At 41.7% G+C, this 25,316-nt stretch carries 20 protein-coding genes; 17 read left to right on the top strand and 3 right to left on the bottom strand.

Going from position 1 to position 25,316, the window contains the following annotated elements; genetic code table 11:
- Positions 1-215: 215 nt before the first annotated feature.
- The gene (locus tag MSHOH_RS05720; RefSeq protein WP_048138051.1) at positions 216-878 is read right to left on the bottom strand and encodes a nitrite/sulfite reductase domain-containing protein; all 663 of its coding nucleotides are present in this window, start codon (positions 876-878) and stop codon (positions 216-218) included.
- A 280-nt stretch (positions 879-1,158) separates the two neighbouring features.
- Here MSHOH_RS05720 and MSHOH_RS05715 point away from each other — a divergent pair, with 280 nt between their 5' ends.
- The 4 genes from MSHOH_RS05715 (at position 1,159) to MSHOH_RS05700 (ending at position 6,469) form a co-directional block, all read left to right on the top strand.
- Entirely contained in the window at positions 1,159-1,515 is a 357-nt protein-coding gene (locus tag MSHOH_RS05715) for a winged helix-turn-helix transcriptional regulator (protein ID WP_048138049.1), read from the top strand.
- 126 nt (positions 1,516-1,641) lie between these two features.
- Entirely contained in the window at positions 1,642-3,135 is a 1,494-nt protein-coding gene (locus MSHOH_RS05710; protein ID WP_239451244.1) for an acetate--CoA ligase family protein, read from the top strand.
- Positions 3,136-3,582: 447 nt separating this feature from the next.
- Entirely contained in the window at positions 3,583-4,302 is a 720-nt protein-coding gene (locus tag MSHOH_RS05705) for a class I SAM-dependent methyltransferase (RefSeq protein WP_048138047.1), read from the top strand.
- A 733-nt stretch (positions 4,303-5,035) separates the two neighbouring features.
- Positions 5,036-6,469 (top strand): MATE family efflux transporter, encoded by a 1,434-nt coding sequence (locus MSHOH_RS05700; protein WP_048138045.1) that lies wholly within the window; start codon positions 5,036-5,038, stop codon positions 6,467-6,469.
- A gap of 113 nt (positions 6,470-6,582) precedes the next feature.
- On the opposite strand, the gene MSHOH_RS24570 is transcribed toward MSHOH_RS05700, so the two are convergent.
- Complete coding sequence (locus tag MSHOH_RS24570) at positions 6,583-6,954, bottom strand: hypothetical protein (RefSeq protein ID WP_204245390.1); 372 nt, start codon at positions 6,952-6,954, stop codon at positions 6,583-6,585.
- A 733-nt stretch (positions 6,955-7,687) separates the two neighbouring features.
- Here MSHOH_RS24570 and MSHOH_RS05690 point away from each other — a divergent pair.
- The 13 genes from MSHOH_RS05690 (at position 7,688) to MSHOH_RS24245 (ending at position 22,717) form a co-directional block, all read left to right on the top strand.
- On the top strand, positions 7,688-8,416 hold the full coding sequence (locus MSHOH_RS05690; protein ID WP_048138044.1) for a PGF-CTERM sorting domain-containing protein: 729 nt from the start codon (positions 7,688-7,690) through the stop codon (positions 8,414-8,416).
- A 138-nt stretch (positions 8,417-8,554) separates the two neighbouring features.
- A complete protein-coding gene (locus MSHOH_RS05685; RefSeq protein ID WP_048138043.1) occupies positions 8,555-9,544 on the top strand; it encodes a hypothetical protein in 990 nt (329 codons plus the stop codon).
- A 609-nt stretch (positions 9,545-10,153) separates the two neighbouring features.
- Positions 10,154-11,626 (top strand): MATE family efflux transporter, encoded by a 1,473-nt coding sequence (locus MSHOH_RS05680; RefSeq protein WP_048138041.1) that lies wholly within the window; start codon positions 10,154-10,156, stop codon positions 11,624-11,626.
- A gap of 828 nt (positions 11,627-12,454) precedes the next feature.
- Positions 12,455-12,913: a MarR family winged helix-turn-helix transcriptional regulator gene (locus MSHOH_RS05675; RefSeq protein ID WP_048143218.1), complete on the top strand. Its 459-nt coding sequence runs from the start codon at positions 12,455-12,457 to the stop codon at positions 12,911-12,913.
- 44 nt (positions 12,914-12,957) lie between these two features.
- On the top strand, positions 12,958-13,368 hold the full coding sequence (locus MSHOH_RS05670; protein WP_048138039.1) for a TrmB family transcriptional regulator: 411 nt from the start codon (positions 12,958-12,960) through the stop codon (positions 13,366-13,368).
- A gap of 4 nt (positions 13,369-13,372) precedes the next feature.
- Entirely contained in the window at positions 13,373-14,809 is a 1,437-nt protein-coding gene (locus tag MSHOH_RS05665) for an MATE family efflux transporter (protein ID WP_048138037.1), read from the top strand.
- A gap of 149 nt (positions 14,810-14,958) precedes the next feature.
- Positions 14,959-15,093, top strand: coding sequence for a hypothetical protein (locus MSHOH_RS25525; RefSeq protein ID WP_275425550.1), 135 nt, complete (start codon positions 14,959-14,961; stop codon positions 15,091-15,093).
- A gap of 1,085 nt (positions 15,094-16,178) precedes the next feature.
- On the top strand, positions 16,179-19,004 hold the full coding sequence (locus MSHOH_RS05655) for a type II/IV secretion system ATPase subunit (RefSeq protein ID WP_048138033.1): 2,826 nt from the start codon (positions 16,179-16,181) through the stop codon (positions 19,002-19,004).
- Between the two features lie 12 nt (positions 19,005-19,016).
- On the top strand, positions 19,017-20,954 hold the full coding sequence (locus tag MSHOH_RS05650; RefSeq protein WP_048138031.1) for a hypothetical protein: 1,938 nt from the start codon (positions 19,017-19,019) through the stop codon (positions 20,952-20,954).
- A 450-nt stretch (positions 20,955-21,404) separates the two neighbouring features.
- A complete protein-coding gene (locus MSHOH_RS05645) occupies positions 21,405-21,725 on the top strand; it encodes a hypothetical protein (protein ID WP_162197610.1) in 321 nt (106 codons plus the stop codon).
- A 5-nt stretch (positions 21,726-21,730) separates the two neighbouring features.
- Positions 21,731-21,877, top strand: a complete 147-nt coding sequence (locus MSHOH_RS24250; protein WP_162197609.1) for a hypothetical protein — start codon at positions 21,731-21,733, stop codon at positions 21,875-21,877.
- 15 nt (positions 21,878-21,892) lie between these two features.
- A complete protein-coding gene (locus MSHOH_RS05640) occupies positions 21,893-22,546 on the top strand; it encodes a TolB family protein (RefSeq protein WP_048138029.1) in 654 nt (217 codons plus the stop codon).
- 24 nt (positions 22,547-22,570) lie between these two features.
- Positions 22,571-22,717, top strand: coding sequence for a hypothetical protein (locus MSHOH_RS24245; protein ID WP_162197608.1), 147 nt, complete (start codon positions 22,571-22,573; stop codon positions 22,715-22,717).
- A gap of 11 nt (positions 22,718-22,728) precedes the next feature.
- Here the strand turns inward: MSHOH_RS24245 and MSHOH_RS05635 are convergent, their stop codons facing one another.
- On the bottom strand, positions 22,729-24,816 hold the full coding sequence (locus MSHOH_RS05635) for a PKD domain-containing protein (protein ID WP_048138026.1): 2,088 nt from the start codon (positions 24,814-24,816) through the stop codon (positions 22,729-22,731).
- Positions 24,817-25,316: the final 500 nt, after the last annotated feature.

Raw genomic sequence — 25,316 nt, 5'->3', positions numbered from 1 at the left:
TCAGTCTCTAAACCAGCCGTTTTCTTGCTGAATTTCCTCTGCCCGAGCCTTGAGAGTCCTAACCTCAAGCCCTGAAAGGAAATAAAGCTCGAGATTTACAGAGGAAACACACCACACAGATTTGCGGTTAAATAACAGATGCCAGTGTCTTAATAAAACATCCGTAAGGCAAAAGATATGTAACTTAACGTGTAAGTTACAACCCTACCTGTTTTTTAAACTAATCCTATCTGTTTTTTAAACTCATCCAGACCCATATCTTCAATAAACTTTCCAAGCCTCTTTTTTGTGCCGGAGTTTTTATAGAAGTTAAGGATTCTATCCACGACTTCAAGAACCTCGGCTTCGGAAAGGTCCTTTGCTACAACCTGGGCAAGCCTTGGCATTGCAGCAGCAGAGCCGCCAACCATGAGGTTGTATCCTTTTGCTGTGCCCATTACTCCTATGTCCTTGATAGCAGGTTCGGCGCATGAATTTGGACAACCGCTAACTCCGATTTTAAGTTTGGAAGGCATCGGCATTCCGTGATATTTCTCGTCCAGTTTGCGACCCAGGCTTACAGCATCCTGTTTACCCTGCTTGCAGAAAGTAGTCCCCGGACAGAATTTAACGCTTCTAACGCAAAGACCTATTGCTGCTCCGGGTTTCATGTCCAGGTCAGCCCAGACATTGTCAAGGTCTTCTTCTTTAAGACCCACGATGGCAATTCTCTGAGCAGAGGTCGCTTTCAGGGCAACTGCCCCGTACTTTTTCGCAACTTCACCGATTTTTATAAGAGTATCGGGATCCACGATTCCACCCGGGAGGTGCGGGGCTATTGCGTATGTCTCACGGTCTCTCTGAACGATTGCGCCTTTTTCCGGTAGATTATCTTTCACGGTTGATCCTTTCTCCTAATCTTTATAGCTGGAGTTTTATGGTATGCCCAGACTGCCAGACAGCTGCATAGCAGAGCAGGCAAAGTCTTCCGGCTTATTTTTGAGAAACAATTCATACATACAGCCGGAGTTCATGAAACCATGCCTGGACTGTATCATGTATAGAGGCATATCATTTAAAAAGATTTTATTATAAAATTGTATTTTATAATAGTATCCTTTTGATACCAGTATATTAGAGATACTAATTTATATATCAGACAGTTTCTATGTTTATACCATGAAAGACTGTACAGTCTATAAGACAATGAATATCATTGGGAAAAGGTGGACTATCCATATCCTGCTTGAGCTTCACAAAGGGGAGAAAAAGGAAAAGCGCTTCAATGAGCTGAAAAGAAAACTCGGATACATAACCCCAAAAATCCTTTCGGAAAGGCTTACGGAGCTTGAAAATGAAGGCTTGATCGCAAAAAGAATTGATGACTCCTCAAACCCACCCAGATCCGAATATTACCTTACTGAAAGCGGGACAGATTTCGTAAAAATAATACAGGCAATAAAACGCTGGGGACTAAAGTGGAAGTTCCAGAACGAAGAGTGCGAAAAAGCCATATGTATGTACTGTGATCACTAAACGCTGGAAGAGTTCACGAAGGAAAGACTGCTAGTTCCCGACTGAAATCATGGTTACCTTACATTGAAACTGTTTTATACAAGCGAGCCCTAGCTAATATTACGCAGGGGAAGGGCTCGAGATAGATTGCAGAGTAATGTTTCAAGGCATGTACTTCAGGAAATAGAGCCACCAGCCTGCTGGTCCAAAGAAAAAAGTATCAAAAACAGCCTCAATTGGTCTGCACGGATCTGTACTGTCATGGAGGCATCAATGAGTTCCGAAGAATGTATTGACTTTTTCTTCAAGCCTGAAAGCATAGCCCTGATAGGAGCGTCTCCAAATCCTGAGAAACTCTCCCATACGATCCTGGAAAGCCTCAGGAAAATGAAATTTAAAGGAAAGATCTATCCTGTAAACCCCGGTTACAGAGAAATTGAGGGGCTCAAATGTTATTCGACTCCAGGAGAGATTGAAAACAAAATTGATATTGCTATTTTTGCAGTCCCGGCTAAAGCTGTCCTTGAGGTCCTGAGAGGCCATGTGGAAAACATAAAAGGAGCTATAATTGTGAGCTCAGGATTTCGGGAAACGGGACTTGGCGGGAAAAAGATGGAAGATGAGCTGAAGGCTCTTTTAAAAGAAAAAGGCATCAGGGCTATGGGCCCTAACTGCCTGGGTATATATGATACTGTCTCAAACGTGGACACCTTTTTCATAGAACGGGAAAAGATAGAAAGACCTGTCAGAGACGGAGTTTCCGTACTTACGCAGAGCGGGTCTTTTGCGGCTATGATTATGGACGAACTTGCAAATGAAGGAGCAGGCATTGCAAGGGTCGTAAGTTACGGAAATAAAGTTGATGTTGACGAAAGCGACTGCCTTGAATTCCTTGCACGGGACGAAGCCACAAAAGCCGTTGCCCTTTACATTGAATCCGTAGCAAACGGGCGGAGATTTCTTGAAGTCGCTTCCAGCTGTGCAAAAAAGAAACCTATAGTAGCTCTCAAGGTCGGGAAGAGGGAGCCGGGGGCAAGGGCAGCCAGTTCTCACACAGGTGCTATCAGCGGAATGTATGAAGCCTATGAAGCCGCTTTTCGGAAAACGGGCATAATTGAGGCTGCCAGTTACGAAGAGCTGAAAGATGCCTGTAAAGTCCTCAACAGATATTCCCCTGTAGAAGGAAAAAGGGTCCTGATAATAACTGATGGAGGAGGAATAGGAATTTCTATTGCCGATGCCTGTGAAGAGGCAGGGCTCAGGGTCCCTGAGCTTTCCGAAACCGCAGTAAAGAAATTGAAGGAAAAACTTCCGGCTTTTGCTTCCGTAAGAAACCCTGTGGACCTGACAGGCAGTGTACGGAATGAACATTACGTTGCTGCCTTGCAGGAGACTCCTGCAGAAGAATACGACCTTGCAATTGTCAGCTTGCTCTGGGGTCCGCCTCTTCTTACTGGAGGAGTTGCTGGAAAAATCAGGGACTTTGCTGACAGCTGCGGAAAACCCATTCTTATCAGCTCTCCAGGCGGGAAATTCAGCCGGGAACTTGCTTCGGCATTTACAAAAACCGGAATGCCAGTCTTTTTCACACCTGAGAGTGCAGTAAGGGCTGCAGCAGTGCTGTGTGGCGGAAAAAAGTAATACGAAGTCTGTTTTGATAAGGTCAGATTAAGTCCAAAAACGATAAAACTAGATAAAAACTAATAAAAACTAATTTCAAGTAGTTTTAAGCTGAAGCATTTGTAATTCTTATAGTAGAAAAAATGAGCAAAGGTAATAAACGATTTAGATTTCTCCTTTTAATTGTTATATCTTTCCATTCAGAAGTTCTTAAGCTCTGAATTTGAGTTTTTTTATATAACCGGTACTCATAAACCGGGCAATAGAATAGAACAGGAATTCTTCTCAGAACAATTATTTCAAAGCCTATATAAGATTCTACATTATTAATAGTACAATTATATTTTCCTTTATAAGCTTTAAAAAGACGTAATCTTCGTAATCATATCCAGCTTTAACTTTAATTTCCTGGTTTCTTCGGGGGATCACCGGGAAATGTGAAGGGTGGGTAAAGAACGGGATGATAGTATGGGGTCAGTACTTAAAAGATCAGAGTTCTCCTGGGAAGAGTACTTTTCAGATAAAAAGAAAGGTGGACACAGGTTTTCAACTGAAGAATTTCTTACTAAAGAGGCAAACGAAAAGCTATTCCACTTGAATGGAGGAAAAACTCTCCTTGATTTTGGATGCGGGGCAGGAGAACTTCTTATACACTATGTACCAAAGTATGAAAAAGTTATAGGATCTGATTTTTCCAGATCCATGCTATTTGAAGCGGAAAAAAAAATCCTGGAACAGAAGTATGGAAATGTGGATTTAATCCTTGCTGACGATAAGACAATATGGGATGAATTAAACCTGAAGTTTGACAGAATAACAGCAACCGAAGTTGTCCAGTACTTTACACCTGAACAGTTAGAAGATTTTATTCACAATGCTTCCGAGTATCTGAATAAAGACGGGAAAATAGTATTATTTGATATAATTGATCCTAAGCTTTATTATTTATGGAAAATCGGATGGTTTTCACATAATTTCATGTCCTGGAACATATTTGTCAGAGCATATGTCGGCTGCGTAAGAAGAATACTTGCTTTTTTGAGAAACCAGCCAGGTGATATAATAGGAAATTCACACAGCCCCCATCTGGTTGGAAAAATTGCCCATAGAAACGGTTTCCAGATGGAGTGTGTGAAATCAATGTACTATGAGTACAGATACCATGCCATACTCTCAAAAATTGCCTGAAACAATTTTAGCACTCCAATCAAATAAAAGTCTGGTTATTTGCAATTATAAGGCTGTGACAACTATAAGCTGGATTTTGAGTATAAATTGTTATAAAAAGATGAGCTAAAGGTCTGAAAGATCTAAAAAAATACTTCATTGAGACTTCTCTTTAGCGTTCTTTTTTATTTTTGCAGAGATGCCGCCAGCTTTTCTGGCGGGAACATCCTGTACTGTCTGTGCTGATAAAAATTCTGAACTAAGAGAAGATATTTAATAAATATACATGACTCCAACATTATAAATTTTTTAAATTACTGCTTATTTGATACTTTTCTTACCTTTTGACAACCTCTACGTCTTGAGCAATGACAGATAACTCTACAACAGATTTATTCTGGAAAATCGGAGAAATCATGAAAAGTTATAAATATAACTATTAGTTAGAAATCTAACAATATAAAATCAAATAATCTAACCAACCTATAGACTTGTTGACCCAGAATCTTTTAGTTTTCCAGTAGTTGGTAGCTCTGTTAACAGAAACACTGAAATTTCAAAGAATTGGTAATTTAAACTCTTGAATCCTTAGAACTATAAACTTTTAATCAGGAAATTGATCCGTCCATAGAAGCCAGTACATAGAAAGCCGGTATTGACAACAAGGAAGCGAAAAAACCAGATTAGAAAAAAGGTGATGAAACAGGCTAAAGAGTGATTCTGGAAGATGAAGTCTTTAAGGAAGCTATAATAAATGACAGATAACCATTATAAAAATGAAATTGCTTCCGGGCACTCGGGGAGAGTAACAGACGGCGTGAAAGCCCTCCAAGGAGACCCGAAAAAAGCTATCGTGAAATTGGCAATCCCTATGATTGTGGCTATGTTTGTACAGACAATCTACAGCCTTGTCGATACTTACTGGGTTTCAGGACTCGGAGCGGATGCTCTTGCTGCAATGGGTTTTGTGTTTCCGTTTTTCTTTATTAGCATGGCTCTATCCAACGGAATAGGGATAGGCGGAGGGTCTGCAATCTCCCGCAGGATAGGGGCAAAAGATAAAGCAGGCGCAGATAACGTAGCCGTTCACACAATGATTATAATCTTTTTGCTTGCGCTGGTTTTTACACTTCCCTTCTACATGTTTGCCCCACAGCTCTTTACCCTTGCAGGTGCAGGAAAAACAACAGAACTTGCAGTAGCGTATGCCCGTGTTATATTCCTGGGAAGTGTCATCATTTTCTTTTCCAATGTGGCAAACTCCATCCTCAGAGCCGAAGGCGATTCAAAGCGGGCAATGAGGGCAATGATTCTTGGTGCAGTCCTGAACATAGTCCTTGACCCTATTTTCATATACACCTTTAAAATGGGAATTGCAGGTGCAGCCTGGGCTACGGTGATCTCTATCACAGTATCAGCTCTTTTAATGGCTAACTGGCTATTTTTAAGAAAAGATACCTATGTCAGTTTTAATTTCAAAGACCTTCACTTTGATAAAAGGATTATAAGAGATATACTGAACGTTTCAATCCCTGCTTCTGCCGAGCAGCTTTCAATGTCTCTGTCAATGCTTTTTATGAACTTTATTATTGTCAGCGTCAGCAGTACGGATGGTGTTGCAGTTTACTCCACAGGCTGGAGAATAGCGACAATCGCAATATCTCCCCTGATGGGGATAGCGACAGCCGTAGTTTCGGTGTCAGGAGCTGCCATAGGGTCAAGGGATTATATAAAAGCAAAAACCGCTCTATCTTATTCAACGAAACTAGGTTTCCTTACGGAATGCGGAGCTGGCATCCTTATATTTACTTTCGCCACGCAGATAGCTTCGATCTTTACTCAGGCTGAAGGAGGAGCACATATCACAGCAGACCTCGCACATTTCCTGCATGTAATGTGTCTTTTCTACCCTATTGTTGCACTCGGAATATTCTCCTCCTCTTTCTTCCAGGGAGCCGGCAGAGGAGTAAATGCTCTGACAGCAACCCTGTTGAGAACCATGGTATTTACCCCGCTCTTTGCAGCCCTCTTTGCCTTTGTCCTGGATCTCGGACAGGTAGGAGTCTGGTGGGGAATGATCGCAGGAAATGCAATAGGGTCCACATTGCTCTTTTTATGGGCAAGGTATTTCCTGAGAGGTCTTTTGAGAACAGAACGTATCGGAAGAGCAGAACGGCTTGCAACCTGAGAGGTCAGAATCCATAGCTCTTCTATTAAATTTTTTTGTTTCCTGAAATTGAGGAGTTGTCAATACAGTATAATTAGAACATTTTTTGTCCGGACTTATTTGTTTAATTCTTCTTATTTACTTTTCTTTTTCAGGTTCTTATTATCTTTTATCCATTTATTTATAAGAGTCCATAATTCAGGAGAATTGTGATCGATTAACAAACTACCATGCCCCTGATTATACTGGTCAAGGTATTTAGGGGTATGAGGGGCAGCTCCTCCGGTCAGAGTCAAATTAAGCAGCCAATTTTCATCAACATAATAAAGACCGCTAAAATCTCCGCTCCAGTAGTGATAGTCAGAAATGTAAGGATACATGAAAAAACTATATGTGTGGCTGGCCATGAGCCTGAAGAACTGCCTGTTTGTAAGTTCGGGCTGGAGATAAAAACTGGAGTCAGGTTCAGTAGAGGCGAGGTAGGCAATGAACATCATACTTGCCATACTACTATCATTAGAAACTCTGTCTTCAATACTTTTCCGAAATAGCATCAAATTCCTGCTTCTGATTCTAAATTAACTCGGAACTATAGGGATTATATGCAATAATAATATCAACAGGCACTATTCTGTCAACAGAACCTGCGGACAGGTCATCATACTCGCTTGCTTCGTAAGCTGTAAGAAGTAATGCTCCGTGACTGTGGCCGATTGCCGTACTCTATATTTTCTGCAGATTTTTCGCTTAAGAGAGAAGTATGGTTTCTTGATGCATTGATACCTTTGTTTGATGCATTGATACCTTTGTTAATGTATTCATCGATAGTCTAGGTTTGCATAATTCTCATTTTCATACAAAAAAAACGTTTTAAGGTAAGCGGCAGACCTGAGAAATAGTCAGGAAAAGTAGTGGTTCTCAACTCTTAATAAACTGTCATCCATACTTCCAACCTCAAGATATATTTTTTTAACAAGTTTCAACAAATGGCTCACAGGAAAAACCGGAATAAATACAGGAGTTATCATCCGGTTTTTATAAATACCGTAAATGGAAGGCAGAATTCACACAGGTAGACTGTAATGTGACAGCCGAAAGTGAATTAAACTATAGGCTCAATAAACCAAGGAGGTACTTATTGGAGAAAGAAATAGTTCCTGGAGAGACCACAGTCAATTTTTGAAAAACATATTCACCAAAAAATTCCAGATGTAATACCCCTGGGAAGAGGTGTAGAGGATGAAAAAATATCTGTCAATACTGTTACTCTCAGTCCTTATTTTTGGGGCTGTACTCCCGTGCGTTACCGCAGCAGCAGGAAATAACACAACAGCAAATAAATCTGTATCAAAGGTCTCGACTACCAACGGATCAGCATCTGTAAACGAATCATGTCTGGTCAATGTAACCGAAGCTGTAAATGAAACAAATGCAACTTCTGCAGCTGAACAGAAATTCAGGGTGGGCCCGACTGTAGTCCTCCGACCGGTTAATGACGTCATTACTGAAAACGAAGATGGCCTTGTTGAACTTTATATAGAAAACCCATCCCTCAATGAAGTTACCCTGAATGTGGATGCAAGAATCAGCGTACCCTCCGGAATCCACGTATACGGACAGGGTTTTGGGCAGGCAGGTGCAGCAGGTACGGTCTATGGCATATTTTCAGTACCTCCCGGAAATGCCAGGACAATATACATTGACGTAAAAGGAGAAAAGGTAGGTACATCTACCGTACATTTCGCAGGTCTCTACTGGCCCGGGGATAACAAGGACGATTACAACCCTATTTCACTTACTCATCCCTTTACAGTCGAGGAACCCTCCAAAAATCCCACAGAAGCTCCAGAGCTTGAAGAAACCTCAGGGGTAAATGCCGAAGGCTCGGGTTCATTCAGTGCTCCAGGCTTTGGCGCGATAATAGCGGGAATCGGGCTGTTGGGCGTATATATGGTCAGAAGAAAATAAACCAGCTGCGAAAAGAGCTTAAATAGAACTTTTAAGAGGGAAATTCATGATTTCCCGTTTTTTTATTTGTTTTAGCAGGCTCTAACTGGGTACTGTAATCGAAGATAACTGTAAATAGCAGCTAAAAAAGGTGGTAGAATGCCTGAGAAGGGTGTTTTAAGAATTTTAAGAATTTTAATAGCATGTGTTTTAGTAGGCTGCTTGTTAGCAGGCAATATTATAAACGCATATGCCTCATCCGAAACCTCAACAGATTTGGATTATTCCTCCGGTAACAGGACAGAAATCTCTGACTATACGGAAATCAAGGAGGCAGAAGTTCCAGAGGATACTGGAACAGGAACTTCTGAAGATAAATATAAAGAAGCAGACACTTCAGGAAATGCGCAAAACGAGCCTTCAGATAAAGATAATCCTGAGTACACAGAAACAGGATCTTCAGAGTATAAGGAAACAGAACAGGAAGCAGAAGTTGCTGAAAGCAATGAAACGGAATCTTCGGAGGATGAAGGGTCTTCAGACTTTACGCAGACAGAGTCTTCTGGGGACAGAAAAAAAGGGTATTCAAAACACATAAGAGTCGAACGTACCGAATACAGGCGGGTAGAGGACTCCAGGTATACACAACCTGACACTCAGGAGAAAACCGGTTCATCCAAAAGCGCGCAGCAGGCCCCGCCTTCGGCAAGCGTGGACCTTCATGGAGAAAAGACCGAGGTTATTCTGGGAGAAGATATACTGCTCAAACTCTCGGCAGTCAACCTTATCACAAAGCCTACCATGAACGTTCAGGTTATTCTTATCCCGCCTTCGGGAACAACTGTCTCGTCTTCCGAGTTCGTCCAGTCCGGAGCAGGGCAGTATACCACAACATATGAACTGGAACCTGGAAAAGGCAGGGATATTGAAGTAAGGATAGAGTCGGCCCAGGTAGGAGATTTCAACGTTAAAGGACGGGTCGTTTATTATTTCGGAGATGATATTGAAAATGCAGAGGACTATACTCTTGACCTGCCCATCAAGGTAAAAGAGAAATCCGAACCTATAGAGAGCGCAATGCCAGGATTCGGTGCAGCAGGACTGACGGTGTTCGGACTGCTGACTGTATATCTGTTGAAAAGAGATTGAAGAAAGCATACTCCTCATTGAAAGTACTGCCAGGAGAAGAAGGAGAAATGATTGTCGGCAATCCTGTCATATAGTTCTTTCAAACCCCTGTTCAGTCAGTTCTTTCAAACCCCTGTTCAGTCTGCGAACTTCTTTCTCCAAATTTTTTATTAATAAGGGCTTTTAAATTAGGAAATCAGATATCAAGAAGAATTCATTGGATTCACAATAAACAAGTATATTTATATTATTATCACCGGACAACTCATCCAGTCTGTTCTTTAATAGCTCTCCATCGGACAATACAGATTCTCCAGGTGGATTATTATATATTATCCAGTTTATTTCCTGTTTTAACAGACTTCCCATAAATAGGCAGCTTAGATGAATTAAATTTCGATGGCAGTTAATGAAAGCTATACTGCCTTAGCGTGACTGAAGACGATTTTTCATTTTATCTGGTTTACTGGTCCCGGTAATCAAGAGAACGGATAGATAAATTTCAATCCAGTTATCTGAAAGTAGAGGAGCCCTTAAAAAAGAAAACGTTAAAGGCAAAAGAGACCGAAAAAGAGTAGGATAAAATATTTGAAATTTAAAGAAGGGAAAATCTAAAAACGGCGGGGAAAAATGAGCAGGGAAACGGCAGAAGAAAAAGGAAAAAAAGGAGAGAAAGAGTCCGAAGAAATAGGGACAGAAACGGAAAAGGAAGAAAGTTTTCCACCTCAAAAAGTTACAAAAGGCGTGGGCATTCTCCTCGGAGACCCTGAAAAGGCCGTTATCAAGCTCTCAATTCCTATTATAGTTGCAATGTCCGTACAAACTATCTACAGCCTGACCGATACCTTCTGGGTTGCAGGTCTGGGTGCGGATGCCCTGGCTGCTGTAGGATTTGCTTTTCCTTTTTTTGTAATCCAGATGGCGCTTACAAGCGGGCTGGGGGTAGGGGGAGGGGCTGCGATATCGCGCAGGATAGGAGCCAGGGACAAAACCGGAGTGGATAATGTTGCAGTGCATACTTTTATAATCATGCTCATACTCACAGTTGCCCTTACAGTAATAGGGCTTGCCGTTGTAAGGGATTTATTCATGTACAGCGGCGCGGGAGAAACTACCCCACTCGGGGTTGCATATGCAAGGGTTATTTTTGCAGGCAGCTTTGTGTTCTTCTTTACAAATGTTGCAAACTCCATACTCAGGAGTGAAGGAGATTCAAAAAGAGCTATGCAGTCAATGGTTCTCGGATCTGTCCTGAATATTATTCTAGATCCGATTTTTATATACGTCCTGGGACTGGGAGTAGCAGGAGCGGCACTTGCGACAGTGGTTTCCTTCGCCAGCTCCGGGATGCTTATGTTTTACTGGTTTTTTGTTAAGAGAAATACCTACGTTTCTTTTGTTTTTCACTCCTTCAAATTCGATAGGGCTATTGTCAAAGATATATTCAGAGTAGGGATACCTTCTTCTGTAGAACAGGTTGCTCTGGCGCTTACTGCCCTGATAATGAATCGTATTATTGTGACTGTAAGCAGCACCGACGGGGTTGCGGTTTATGCTACGGCATGGAGAATCACAAGCATTGCAGTTGCCCCCCTTATAGGAATTGCAATCTCAGTGGTTTCAATATCAGGAGCCGCTTTTGGGGAGAAAAACTATAAAAAGGCAAGGAGTGCCCTTATTTATGCAACAAGAACCGGCTTTCTGGTAGAAGCCGCAATTGCAGTTGCAGTATATGTCTTTGCTCAGGATATTGCTGCCGCTTTTACGCAGGCAGAAAATACGGCTCAGATCGCTCCGGAACTGATAAGGTTACTTAAAATTATGACTGTGTTCTATCCGGCTGTTGCTTTCGGAATGCTCTCAGCTTCTCTTTTCCAGGGCGCAGGAAAGGGCACAAGCGCACTTATTGCCACACTCCTGAGAAGCTTGATCCTGACACCTGTATTTGCCCTGCTCTTTGCCTATACATTCGACTGGGGGCTGCTAGGAGTCTGGTGGGGGCTCGTTACAGGGACGGTTATCGGATCACTGGTTACTTTTGCATGGGCGCAAGTGTACTTGAGGTGTATAATAAAGGCTGGAGATACAGGAGAAAAGTGCTGAAAAATCAAAGTCTTACCACCACTCCATGTACGATGTATTACTCATATACAATGTACTATGCACATACAATGTACTCATTCAAAACCAGACACTTTTTTTACTTTTCTGAGATGCTTCGCTTTCACTATGGTTGTTGATCATGGACAATAATATAATGTTGTGAAGTGTTATGTACCAAAGGATATAAATAATTTAATAATGTTGCTGTGAATTGTAAAATACAGTATAAAACGAAATGAAGGCAACTGGCACTTCGTTGCAAAAGACGGTAATAACATCATTTTCGACCAGGAGTGAAAAGAAAGATATAACTCTCACCGGGCATCTAAATGCACAATATTGAGCTGTTGTATTAAGCTGCTGTGAGAGCAACAGTTCAGGATTCTCAATTTCAAAATCCATTTTTACAGAATCCAGGTGAATTATAATTCCCACAAGGCTCAGAAGGGTACTGTCGCCTTAAAGGTTAGCAAAGCTGCAAGCTTTGTGGAAGATCGTGCCAGGAAACCTGAAACTCGCCTTTCCTTAATTATAGAATCATAAAATATAAATAAAACGTGTTCCATTTTAGTTTGGAATCAAACAGTACGAAAAATGAATAGTAAGATTAAATACAACAGCCAGATTCGGATGATAAAAACGTAAATTAAAACCAGTCAAACCCTATAAAACCAGTAAAAACCCGTCAGAACCAGTCAGATTGAACCAAGAAACGCCTCGTAAACAGATCTACTGGAATAGAAACGCCTCTCAAAAAGATCTCTGATGGCCGCCCCTGGCTTTATCATCCGGATCAGGACTGGTAAAAATTGCCTCATTGTGATCCCGATGAAAGAAGAAAGAATAAGAGAAACGGTAAAACTCCAGTTTGATATGATCCATCTTTTCCATAAAAATTTTGCAAAAGCTTTTCATCAGACTGGTACCGGTCGTTATAACCTGAACAAAAACCAGAATAAGGCTATCCTGATTATAGGAGGAGTGGGTGAGATTATGCCTACAACTCTGGGAAAATGCCTGGACCTTCAGAAAGGAAGCCTGACCAGCATGATTGATGCCCTGGAAAAAGAGGGACTTGTGTGCAGGAGAGGAGATCCTGCAGACCGGAGAAAGATCCTGATTTCACTTACTGAAAAAGGAAAGAATTACAGGAACTGGTTCACAGAAGAGCTTGAAAAAAGTTACTCTGAGGTTTTTAGCAGGCTTGCTGAAGAAGATATTTCAGCCTATCAGGAAGGTCTGAAAATAATGCTGGACATATTGAAGAAACTGGACGGAAGTACCTGAAAAGGAAAAGTCGGGCACCTGGAAAATAATTTTAGAGGTCTTCAATGTATCCTGAGCTGGTAGGCAAACTCCAGAAGCTGGGATTTACCGAAAATGAGGCGAAGATCTATATAGGGCTCCTGAGTCTGGGCGAGGCAACAGCCAGGGAGATCCATGAATTTACGCACGTTCCGAGACCAAAGATTTATGCTACTCTGGAGAGAATGTCAAAAAAGAAATATATAGAAGTCATAGAAGGAACTCCAGCATATTTCAGGAGCATTGATCCGGAACAGCTGACCGAAAGGTTGAGAAACGAGTTCCTTTTCTCGCTTAATGAGACATTGAAGGAACTTAATTCTGCGGGCTACGGGATGAAAAACAGATGCGTTAATTCTAGGTATGCCTTCCCCCTGAGCCTCAAAAAAGAATTTAATGAGGAGAAAAGGGAAGAAAATATACTGAAAGGAAGATAGTTAAATGGAGTTAAGAACAGCAGGAGACTCAAACTCTTGCAAACACGAAGAAAGTCAGGAAACAAAAGGCGTAAAGATCCTTGAGGGAGATCCGAAAAAAGCAATTATCAAACTCGCAGTCCCTATGATTGTTGCAATGTCGGTCCAGACTATTTACCAGCTCGTAGATACCTTCTGGGTCTCGGGACTTGGAGCGGACGCACTTGCTGCAATGGGTTTTGTATTTCCTTTTTATTTCATAAGCATGGCTTTATCCAATGGGCTGGGCATAGGCGGAGGAGCAGCCATATCCCGGAAGATCGGAGCACGGGATAAATCGGGAGCAGACAACGTAGCCGTACACACAGTTATAATGATGCTGCTGCTCGTTCTTGTATTTACCATACCCTCCTATGTTTTTGCTCCTCAGATCTTCTCTCTTGCTGGAGCAGGGAAAACAACCGGGCTTGCAGTAGCTTATGCTAGAGTGATATTTCTGGGAAGTATAGTAATCTTTTTTACTAACGTAGCAAACTCCATCCTCAGAGCCGAAGGCGATTCAAAGCGGGCGATGAACGCAATGATCCTTGGCGCAGTCCTGAATATTGTCCTTGACCCTATTTTCATATACACCTTTAAAATGGGAATTGCAGGTGCAGCCTGGGCAACTATCCTGTCTCTTACAGTTTCTTCGATCATGATGCTGAACTGGCTCTTTTTCAGAAAGGACACTTTCGTTTCTTTTGATTTTAAAGACTTCAGCTTTGAAAAAGATATTGTAAACGATATTTTCAGGATAACAATCCCTGCTTCCGCCCAGCAGCTTTCAATGTCGTTATCCATGCTCATCCTCAACCTTATTATTGTGAACGTCAGCAATACCGACGGAGTTGCAGTCTACTCCACTGGCTGGCGGGTTGCAACAATTGCAATTGCTCCCCTCATTGGAATTGCAACCGCAGTAGTTTCGGTTTCAGGAGCCGCTTTTGGGGCGAAAAACTTCGAAAAGGCAAAAACAGCCCATACCTATGCAGTAAAACTGGGACTTCTCATAGAAGGCGGAGTTGCAGCATTTACTTTCATTTTTGCCCCTCAGATCGCGGCTGTTTTCACGCAGACAGGAGAAGCCGCTCACATAGCTCCGGACCTTATCCACTTCCTGCGTGTGATCTGTATATTCTACCCGTCAGTTTCTTTCGGAATGCTCTCAACATCTTTCTTCCAGGGAGCGGGAAAAGGTGTGAGCGCACTTACTGCAAATCTCCTGAGGACCATAGTTTTTACTCCACTCTTTGCAGCTTTTTTCGCCTTCAATCTGGATATGGGTCAGGTAGGCGCCTGGTGGGGAATTGTAGCAGGCAATGCAATCGGGGCCGGAATAACTTTTGTCTGGGCAAGGCTTTACTTAAGTACGATTCTAAAAACAGGGTCCCTGACTAAACCTCTTGAGCAGGGAATTTGAATAAATTTTTTGGATAATTTTTTGAGAAAATGTTTTGGAGAAACAGTCAAAGCATTGTGATCCAAATATTTATATATTATAAGTAGGTAATAAGTTACCGTCTGCCGGCAAAAACCAAAAAACGGAAATTCGATCAAAGGTGAGCCAGAATGAAAGAAACAGTTCCGCAAAAGCCTCTTGAACCGGTTCTTCACGGATTCCTTCTCAGAGACCGCAAATTTGCCCCGTCTTCGAAGTCTAAAGTCCTGAAACTCTTCGGGCTTATTTCAACACAGGAAGCATAAACTAGCGAAGGCCTGAGTGCAGGGAGGACTGTGTCCTGTGATCAGGGGCTGAAATGAAAAACGATTCGGAAGGCGGATACATTTACAGACCGAAATAAATTTCCTCCAGCGAAAAACGCCATCGATCTCAACCAATTGGCAGAATAAAAACAAGAAAATCCAAAGTTAGCCTGAATTAATCCTGACAATAGGAAAAAATACAATTTCCAATAAATCTCCTAATAAGCACGCCTTAAATAAAAAATAGCCTGTATAGATCTCTAGACAACACCTCAAAGTCGACACCTTCAAAAAAGAAAAACGGCAAAACAGGAAGTAAAAAGAGCGTATTCAGGAATATTCAAGATAAATAAGTCTTTCCAAAAATGTCTTCAAGTCTGTCTTCAAAAAACATACTTAAAAACGACACCCAACAGATAGTGAAGCCAGAACAATTTGAAGAAATAACATCAAGACACCAACAACTCCATCCCTGGAGTAAACAAAAACGAAAAAACGGCGGTACAATAAACCTTTCCAAAAAACGAATAAATTTCGGAAAGGTAAAAGGAGAGAACTGGAAAGGACTTCCAGTTCTTTCCAAAAAACGCTATTACTTAATTACTTTCCTTATTCTGATTTCAATCACTTTTTTATAAGACTGTTTTTATGAGACTGTTCAAAATTACTGGTACAACTTTTCCTTTTTCACTTTCCGTATTTCTATAATATGTTTTTCTAACATATAAGGATATTTTCTCAAATTTTCTCAAGACATTTCTTCCGCTTAAGATTGACTTCTTTTTTGAAAGGACGTAGACAACTTATGGAGGTGCCCAATTAGTTGTGAATTAAAAGAATGGTTTTTCCGGAGAAGAGAAGTGTTTTCGGGCATGTAGAGTATTGAAATGTCCACTTTTTGTCATATCGTGTTTCTTGAACTCGAATATTAGAACATGGATAAGGGCTAACTGGAAGTTATATTTCTATAGATAATCAAGATTAAACTTAAAAATTCATTGATAAATATTGATAGAAAATCTTTAATACATTTAAAGTTAAGCTATAAAGTATCCGGAGAAATGGGGGTTTGAATTCTGGATATTATGCTTAAACTTCAGGAAACAGCCAGCAGCCTGCAGGAAACGGTTAGAAACTTCAATCCGAGCATACTTCAGGGGAAAAAGAAAGAGGAAGAGGGAAACTGTCCTCACAGGATAAAGCAGACAAAAAATAGGAAAACAATTGTAATCAACTGCAGGGAATGTGAAGCAGAATCTTCGCTAAACGATTCACACTGCAGAAAAAACATCTTCGGCATCCTGCAAAAAGAGATTCATGCCGACTGTCTTGTACTCTCAAAGCTTTATGAACGGGATTACGAAGGAAAATCCCTGTCCCTGCTTTATGCTCTGGCAAGCTTTAAGGGCACTATTGCAGCGTACAGGAGCATTGAAGTTACTCCCGAAGCATGCACCCGGCAGGAGAAAAGAAAGTGTGAGCTTGAAAGAAAAGGAGTAATTGCTTCTCTTGCCGAAATCGTGGAAACTGATCCTCTAAAAGCCAGGCTGAAGCTTAGGGAAATAACTAATGGAAAAATACCCGCAAGAGATCCTGATGCTGCCTCTCTCTGCTCTGTATGTTCTGAAGGCTTCTGCCGCATCCTGAATGAAATTGAAGAGAAAATGTCCTGCTTTCCTGAAGTTTCTGTTATTCCTGTTATCAAAAAGTCCGGCTATTGTTCGGTACCGGGCTGGTTAGAAGGTTTGGAAGACGAAAAACAAAAGGTAAACCATTCGGAAGAAAAAGCAGGGAAAAAACCAAAGTTAAAACTAAAAACAGAAGAAAAAGCAGGAAAGAAAACCGAAAGCCTGATAGGAAACACTTCGGGAGAAGCAACTACTGCATCTCTATCCGGAATCTTTCCATCCAGAATCATTTCATCCAGAATCTTTCTATTCAATATGGTTCCACATTCAGTTTTGGGTGAGGAAAAGAAGAAAATAGGAAAATTTGCAAATAACTCCACAAATTTCACAAATTCCATAGATTTCATAGATACCTTTTTCGACTACGAAAGCAGGATCAAATCTTATGTCAGGCCGCCTTTTTCCAGTTCGAGAATTTACACCGAAGCTCCCGAGAATACCGAATTTCTCGAATGTTATGACATAAATGGCAGTGAAGGAAGAAACCTTGAGATCTCTATTTACTGCTACACCGACAGGCCGGAAAGACTTTACATAATCAGACCCCCCGAATATAATCTTCGGCAGGAAGAACTCAGGCTGCTTGAGAAAGTAAGGAGAAAAATGATCCGGCACAGGCCAAAAGACCTTGCTTTTGCAGACCCGGCCGGAGCCAGGGAGTATTTCAAACGCATGGCAAAAGACATGCTGGGCAAAGAACTTCTGGAAAGCGGGAAAGCCTGCAGCCCGGATGAGCTTGAAAGCTATGCCGACCTCCTTGCAAGGTATACGAACGGGCTGGGGATCGTAGAAGACCTCCTTTCCGATGCCAGGATAACGGATGTATACATCAATGCCCCTGCCGATACAAACCCCGTGCATGTTGTGATGGAAGGGGAGGAGTGTACGAGCAATGTTTTTCTCTCGCAGGACGACCTTGACGCCCTTGTCTCAAGGTTCAGGACCATTAGCGGCCGGCCTTTTGGTGAAGCCATCCCTGTACTTGAACTTAACCTTGAGGCTTTCGGAGTAAGAGTATCCGTAATAGGAGACCCTCTCAGCGCAAACGGGCTTGCATATGCCTTCCGAAAACATTCCCTCACACCCTGGACCCTGCCGAAACTGATCAATACAGGTTCGATTTCTCCTTTTGCAGCAGGGTTTTTAAGTTTCCTTATGGACGGGCAGGCGTCTGTCCTTGTTGCAGGAGAGGTGGGAGCCGGAAAAACATCTCTTTTGTCTGCAATGCTGCTTGAAATCCCTCAGAAGTACAGAATCCTGACAATCGAAGACACCCACGAGCTCCCTACAGAAGAGCTTCAGGAGCTGGGCTGGAAAGTGCAGGGTATGAGTTCCCAATCTTCGGTCCTGAAGTCCGGGGCAGAAATGAGTCCTGAAACCGCGCTTCGAGCTGCTCTGAGGCTTGGGAGTTCTTCTCTGGTGCTGGGAGAGGTTCGAGGACCGGAAGTAAAAGTACTCTACGAAGCCATGCAAGTAGGAAATGCCGGAAACTCAGTTATAGGTACCATCCACGGATCATCCGTTGAAAATGTTTACGAGAGAGTTGTACACACCCTTGGAGTCCCTCCTGCATCTTTTAAGGCGACAGATGCTGTGATAATCTGCTCAGGAATCAGGCCAGGAGGCAGCATGAGAAAAGTAAAAAGGGTCAGCAGGATTGCGGAAATTACCTGCGCATGTATAGAAAGGCTTGAACCTTCCGAAATCTTTAACGATATCATGTATTATGATCCCTCTCAGGATTGTCTGCTTGCAGGAGAGGCTCTTGAACAGGGTCAGTCAGAACTTATAGGGAAAATTGCCCGGAAATGGGGAATTACTATTGATACCGCTCTGAAAAATATTGAACTCAGAGCGAGAATAAAAGAAAAGATTGCAGTTGAAGGAGTTCACATACCATTCCTGCTTGAAGCCGAAGCCGTAAGTGAGGCTAATAATATGTTCTGGCTGCTTTCAGACTCCATTAAAGCAAATACCAGGACTAAAGATGATAAGAGAGCAGAACCAGGCGATAAAATAAGTAATGTGTCTTGTTTTGAAAATGACCCTGAGTCCAGCTCGGAAGTCTATCTCGAAGAGCTATACAGGCAATGGGAAGTCTGGTTTGAAAATTATGTCAGGGAGAGAGCCAGGATAGAAAACCAGATGATAGGAAAACATCTACCTGGAGAAAAACACCTATCAGGAGAAAAACAGTCTCCGAAAATAAAAGTAACTACCTGAGGGATCGGGAAAATGGAAGAAAGCGGCTGGTACGTGAGAGCCTGCAAAACCACAGCAAGGCAATGGGGATGGGCTATTCCGGACCTTCAAACCTTCAGCAGGAAATGTGAAAAAAGCGTAAGTCCTGAATACCGGGATGCCCTCAGGTTTACAGGCTTTGACCTGGAAGCCTTTGAGACTGTACTGTTTTCTTACATGGGCACATCTGTGACTTTAATTCTGCTGCTCGGGATAGACCTTTTCCTGCTTCTTTCCAGAAGTTTCGATCCCAGGACTCTTTTCATAATGGGAACCCTGACTTTTGTCATTCCGCTGATAGTCCTTTGCTACTTAAGCGAGTATGTGAAGATAAAAGCAAGGTTTATGAAAATCTCCTCCCTTGGAGATATCCCGGAAATCCTGAGCTATATCATCATGTCAATGAAACTTGTCCCGAACCTCGAACGCGCCGTACTTTTCGCAGCCCAGAACTCTGAGAGGCCGCTTGCAACAGATTTAAAAAAACTGACCTGGGATCTGAATTTGAGGCTCTACAGCAGCATGGATGATGCCCTTCTCTCTTTTGCCGACCTTTGGGGCAGAAACAGCGAATACTTCAAACGTTCCCTGCACCTGATCAAGAGTTCGACAGCCGAACCCGATGAAGCCCAGAGAGTTATTACTTTGAACCGCGCTCTCGATATCAGCCTTGAAGGAACCGAAAATCTAATGGAAGCTTTTGCGGCAAAACTGAAGACCCCAAGCTATGTGCTGTACTCAATTTTCATACTGATCCCTCTTGCCCTAGTCGCTCTCCTGCCTGCGGTCACGGTTGTAGGGATGAAACCCGAGATTACGGACCTAGTCCTCCTTTATGACTTTGTTTTTCCACTCCTTGCAGCAGTCTACTCAGAATATATCCTGATGCAGAGGCCTGTTGCTTTCATATCGAGGCAAATCCCGGATACTCATCCAGACCTTGCAGACATAAAACAGAAGAGGTGCTTTGCCATACTCACTGGGGCCCTGGTCTGTATCCTGACAGCCCCTCTGGGATATCTTCTTCTAGCTTCGGGAAACCCTGGTAGGATAGTCTCCACAGCCCCTCTTGGAGGATACCTCCTTCCAGCCCTTCCTTTAGTTGCGGGCGGCACCGCTGGGATCTCAATTTACCTGTACTTCTCATCTCTTCCTTACAAGAAAATAAGAGACCGGATAAAACAGATGGAGCAGGAATTTGCAGACTCCCTCTTTGTGCTCGGCAGAAGGATTTCGGAAGGGAAAGCCCCTGAAGAAGCCTTTGCCCATACTGCCAGAACCATGGAAGGCTCAAAAATAGGGGAAGCCTACGAGGAAATTTCCATGAACCTGCTCAGTATGAGGACAAACCTTAAAGATGCCATTTTTGATGAAGAATTTGGGGCTTTCAGGCACATATATTCCGAGAGGATAAGAAACACAATGCTCCTCTTTACGGAAAGCGTCCATAAAAACCACGAAGCTGCAGGAGCTTCAATTATCAAGCTCGCAGATCATTTAAAAGAACTCAGTGCCGTAGAAGAGCGCATCAGGCATTCCCTCTATGACGTTACCTCAACAATGCGTACTACCGCTGCGATTTTTGCGCCCCTTATTGCAGGAATCACCCTTGCCCTTTCCGAGGTAATTACAAAAATCTTAAACCAGGTCGCAGAAAGAATAAACAGGGTACCTGCAGACCTTTCCGGAATGCCCGTAGAAATACAACCTGAAACTTTCTCGCAGTCCATTCCCCCGGATCAGTTCTTGCTTGCAATAGGGGTTTACATTGTCCTTATCAGTGCAATCCTTACCCGCTTTGCAGGAGCCATAGAATACGGAGGAGAACGGGCGCAGTTAAAGTACGACCTCGCCTGTATGCTACCTATTACAGTAATTATCTTTGCGGTCTCAACTGCTGCTTCAAGGATTGTTTTTAGCGGGCTGGTGTAAAAAGTGACAAAAATAAATCTGAAGTCAAATAGCGGCAGTATCCCAAATTTGTTATAAATTCGAAATCAAGTTTCTGTAGTACATGAAATCGGTCTATTGACATCGAATTTTCTATTTGATGGCTTTTTAAAATTTGTAATGAAAGGAGACGTTAGACTTGACACCAAATTTTTGGCCTAGATATCCTTGTTTTTTAGCAGGTCAGCCTCTATACTACTATTCCCTATAACAAATCCTCTTTGTTTTACAAATTTTATAAATGTTGAGCATAAATAAAAATCTTTAAATTTGTTGTAAGATTTTAGCATTTAATTATAAAATAAATAAAGAGGTATTATGAAAACTAATGAAACTTTATATTCAATATTATTGACATCAACAATATTGATGCTATTTTTAATTCTCGCATCATCCACGGCATCAGCAGCTACCACTCAAAGCACTTCGCCCATGATCAATGAAACTAAGATCACCACCAGCGGATCAGCGAGTTTTCCTGACATCTACGGTGACAGGATAGTGTATATGGATTGGCGTAATGAAACCGAACTCTCTGACATCTACATATACGATCTTTCTACAAAAAAGGAAATTAAGATTACCACCAGCGGATTAGCGCTCAATCCCAAAATCTATGGTGACAGGATAGTGTATTGTAATATGAGCGGTGAAATGAGTGGTATTTACCTGTATAACCTCTCCACTAATAATGAAACTCGGGTTTCTACCAGTGGAATGGAATATATACCTCTATCTATGGAGATAGATTAGTGTATTTGAACGAGCTTGCTGGAAATGATATTTATATGTATGATCTCTCTACAGATAAGGAGACTCGAATAACTACCAATGGATCAGCAGCAATTCCTGCCATTTACGGTGATAAAATAGTTTATCACGATTGGCGCAATGGATTCCTCTGATACTCTGATATCTATATGTACGACCTCTCCACTTCTACAGAAACCCGAATCACCACCAGCGGATCAGCAGTACTTCCTGCGATCTACGGTGACAGGATCGTTTATTACGATGAGAGGGAGGGAAAATGTAATATTTACATGTACGACCTCTCTACAAAAAAAGAAACTAAGATCACCACCAATGAGACTGCAAACGGTACTCATACCACCTACGGTACTCTTGCCATCTATGGTGACAGGATAATGTGGCTGGACTGGCCATCCGCCGAAGACCTGCAGCCCGATGGAGACCTGAACTTTCATATCTACATGTACGATCTCTCAACTTCCAATGGAACTCGAATTTCCATCAGTAGAGATTTTATCTATTATCTTGCTGTCTACGATAACAGGATAGTATGGAGTAGTGACAATCGAACATCTGATAACAATTCAACGGTTGACATTTATATGTGTACCGTTTCAGGAGAAGATATGGGATCGAATGATGAACAGCAATCCCAGATAGAAAAAAATAAAAGCATGCCCGGGTTTGAAGTAGTTAGTGGTATAGTCTGTTTATTTGGAGTATTCCTGTATAGGAGAAAACAAGACAAAGTAAATTATAGGCAGGCAGCGAGATTGTTAAGTCTAACAAAAAAAGACTTTAAATTTTTGAGAACTAAGTAAAAAAGAAAATTCGACTTCTCATCTATGGATATCCTTTTTTCAAGTTCCCAAACAATTACTACTTACCTGCATGCTCCCGATACTATAATCATCATTTTTGCAGTCTCAACTGCCGCTTCAAGGGTTATTTTCGGGGGCTGGTATGAAACTGAGTTAAGTTTCCGGAAGTAGTCCCTAAGATTTCAATTTGTGACGGTTATATAGCTTGATTTTTTCATCGTATTATTCCCTTCTCTGTTTGTCACTGTTAAAGTAACGTCGTACACACCAGGATTAGTAAAAGTATGTGTTGCATTCATGGTACGTTTTGAATCGATGCCATCGCCAAAATCCCAGAGCCAGGAAGTAGGGGCTGGGCCGGTACTGGTATCGGTGAATAACACAACTAAAGGTGCCGGACCCGAAGTAATATTTGCAGAGAAATCTGCCAGTGGCATATTCGGGTCTGTGACCGTGATGTAATTATGCTTTGTCATGATGGATAATCCGCCGCGATTGTCCATATATAAAGTTACGGTATATTTTCCTGGTTTTTCATATACATGGGTTGCATATGGGGTTGCTGATGCGTTATTGTCCACTCCGTAAGATTGAGTAACACCATCACCAAAATCCCAGTCCCGCCAGATTGGGTCGATTATACCTGCATCATCATCATGAAATATAACTGTGAGTGGTGCACTGCCATTTGTTATATTTGATGAGAAGTGTGCCGGAGATGCAGACGTGTCGGTGATTCCGACGAGTACATAACCATATTTGCCTGTAGTGTCGATGCCAATAGAATTGGTTACAGTTAAATTGACTGTGTATCCACCCATAGCATTGTATGTATGTGCTGGATTCCGGGCTGTTGAAGTGACACCGTCTCCAAAATCCCAGAGCCATGATGTGGGCGATCCTGTACTGTTATCGGTAAACGATACAGTTTCATTTGTTGAAATTGACTCCCCATATATAGATTCCACCTCTGGAGAAAAGAAATCAGCTACAGGTGCTTGTGGAGAAGTGACAGTAGTACAATTGGATTTCTTCACAGTAGTGCTGCCTGCGGAGTTAGTTGCTGTCAGAATTACTTCATATGTTCCCGTTTTCGTGAATGTGTGTGTAGCTGTTTGAGCATGTTTTGAGTTAGTACCGTCCCCGAAATCCCAGTACCAGGATGTCGGCTCTCCACCAGTGCTGGTGTCAGTGAACAATACTGTTAATGGTACATTTCCATATCCAGATGTAACATTGGTGGTAAAAGAAGCGAAGGGCATTACAGGTTTATCCGAAAAATCATACATATAGATCTCGCAGTAATAGTTATTTAGATCAGTATTACGATAATCCTGCCACACTATCCTGTTCCCGTAGATAGCAGGCTTCCTCTGGTCCGAAATATCGGTTGTTATCTGAGTTTCTGTGGAGGTGGAAAGATCATACATATAGATGTCCCAGTTTCCATTGCGATAATCCTCCCATACTATCCTGTCACCGTAGAACGCAGAAATTGAATGATCTGATTCGCTCTTAGTGACTTGAGTTTCAACGGAAGTAGATATATTATATAGATAAATACTGGAATTTCCACTGCGCCAATCCATATACACTATCCTGTCACCGTAGATTTTAGGACTGGATGCTAATCCGCTCGTGGTAACTCGAGTTTCAACGGAAGTGGAGAGATTGTACATATAGATGTCGTCCAGTGTGGTCCCATTGTCAATTCGATCACCCAGCCAGACTATCCTGTCTCCGTAGATGGCAACCTCCTCAGTTGCAAAAGTGCGGGTAGTAATGGGAGTAGACGTAACTCGAGTTTCCCTGGAAGTCGATAGATCGTAAACATAGATATTCCAGTTTTCACTGCTATAATTTTGATCGCGATTGTCTTCCCACACTACCTTATCACCATAAATACTCAAATACTCTATTTTTCCCTCGTTTACCGAATCTGCAGCTACGAGCCGGGTTTTAATTCCTGAGGAAGTATTGTACAGATAGATACTTCCTGTATATTCCCATACAACTCTATCGCCGTAAATAGAAGGTGGAGAACCTGACTGATCTGTTATTTGTATTTCTTTGCCTGTAGACAGATTTCGCATGTAAACAACGTCTCCGTAAGCATTATATGTCCAAACAATTTTGTCATCATAAATAGCGGGATTGAAACCTTTTTCACCATATGATGTAACCAGAATTTCCTGTCCGGCTGATGCTATGGCCGAGACAAAGACCAAAAATAAAAGAGCTAACGCTACCGAAAAGAATTTGTTTCTCATCAAATTTCCCCACTGCGCTGTTTATTTACCTTAAAAAATTCTGATTTGTAGTTTAAGGCTCAAAACTAAGATTATACTTAAATTTTAACTTCAATATCTTAGTAGTAAATCAACCCATATTTATACTATATTTACATATTTGTATATTAATGGAATATTAAGTCAGTAATTCTATTAAGTAAAACATAATATAAAATTTTTATCAGTTATTTGTGCCTATCTGAAACAAGGTCAGTAGGGTAAAAAATAGATATCTTGTTTTATGTTTAGAGAATATTCAAAAATGCACCAGATTTTCAATTAATAATTTTCTGAATTTGATTTATCTCTTACAGGACAGACAAAAAAAGACGGACTCAAGGATAATACTTGAAGCATGGATATTTTTCTGATGAAAGAAAAAAAGAAAGCACACATCGAGTATGACTTCGCCTGTATGCTTCGGATTATAGCTTGATCTTTACAGTTCTCAGATACTACTTCGAGAATCGTTTTTAGCG

This window comes from Methanosarcina horonobensis HB-1 = JCM 15518, assembly GCF_000970285.1.
GTDB classification, from domain to species: domain Archaea; phylum Halobacteriota; class Methanosarcinia; order Methanosarcinales; family Methanosarcinaceae; genus Methanosarcina; species Methanosarcina horonobensis.
This window is presented reverse-complemented; position numbering and strand designations above follow the sequence as displayed.

What these genes read in the sequence shown, in the direction of transcription:
- MSHOH_RS05700 (WP_048138045.1), top strand. Translation starts at nt 5,036, where the DNA reads ATGACAGATAACCATTATAAAAATGAAATTGCTTCCGGGCACTCGGGG.
- MSHOH_RS05680 (WP_048138041.1), top strand. Translation starts at nt 10,154, where the DNA reads ATGAGCAGGGAAACGGCAGAAGAAAAAGGAAAAAAAGGAGAGAAAGAG.
- MSHOH_RS05685 (WP_048138043.1), top strand. Translation starts at nt 8,555, where the DNA reads ATGCCTGAGAAGGGTGTTTTAAGAATTTTAAGAATTTTAATAGCATGT.
- MSHOH_RS24570 (WP_204245390.1), bottom strand. Translation starts at nt 6,954, where the DNA reads ATGGCAAGTATGATGTTCATTGCCTACCTCGCCTCTACTGAACCTGAC.
- MSHOH_RS24245 (WP_162197608.1), top strand. Translation starts at nt 22,571, where the DNA reads ATGGATATCCTTTTTTCAAGTTCCCAAACAATTACTACTTACCTGCAT.
- MSHOH_RS05705 (WP_048138047.1), top strand. Translation starts at nt 3,583, where the DNA reads ATGGGGTCAGTACTTAAAAGATCAGAGTTCTCCTGGGAAGAGTACTTT.
- MSHOH_RS05635 (WP_048138026.1), bottom strand. Translation starts at nt 24,816, where the DNA reads ATGAGAAACAAATTCTTTTCGGTAGCGTTAGCTCTTTTATTTTTGGTC.
- MSHOH_RS05665 (WP_048138037.1), top strand. Translation starts at nt 13,373, where the DNA reads ATGGAGTTAAGAACAGCAGGAGACTCAAACTCTTGCAAACACGAAGAA.
- MSHOH_RS25525 (WP_275425550.1), top strand. Translation starts at nt 14,959, where the DNA reads ATGAAAGAAACAGTTCCGCAAAAGCCTCTTGAACCGGTTCTTCACGGA.
- MSHOH_RS05645 (WP_162197610.1), top strand. Translation starts at nt 21,405, where the DNA reads ATGATCAATGAAACTAAGATCACCACCAGCGGATCAGCGAGTTTTCCT.
- MSHOH_RS05640 (WP_048138029.1), top strand. Translation starts at nt 21,893, where the DNA reads ATGTACGACCTCTCCACTTCTACAGAAACCCGAATCACCACCAGCGGA.
- MSHOH_RS05690 (WP_048138044.1), top strand. Translation starts at nt 7,688, where the DNA reads ATGAAAAAATATCTGTCAATACTGTTACTCTCAGTCCTTATTTTTGGG.
- MSHOH_RS05670 (WP_048138039.1), top strand. Translation starts at nt 12,958, where the DNA reads ATGTATCCTGAGCTGGTAGGCAAACTCCAGAAGCTGGGATTTACCGAA.
- MSHOH_RS05675 (WP_048143218.1), top strand. Translation starts at nt 12,455, where the DNA reads ATGAAAGAAGAAAGAATAAGAGAAACGGTAAAACTCCAGTTTGATATG.
- MSHOH_RS05715 (WP_048138049.1), top strand. Translation starts at nt 1,159, where the DNA reads ATGAAAGACTGTACAGTCTATAAGACAATGAATATCATTGGGAAAAGG.
- MSHOH_RS05655 (WP_048138033.1), top strand. Translation starts at nt 16,179, where the DNA reads ATGCTTAAACTTCAGGAAACAGCCAGCAGCCTGCAGGAAACGGTTAGA.
- MSHOH_RS05650 (WP_048138031.1), top strand. Translation starts at nt 19,017, where the DNA reads ATGGAAGAAAGCGGCTGGTACGTGAGAGCCTGCAAAACCACAGCAAGG.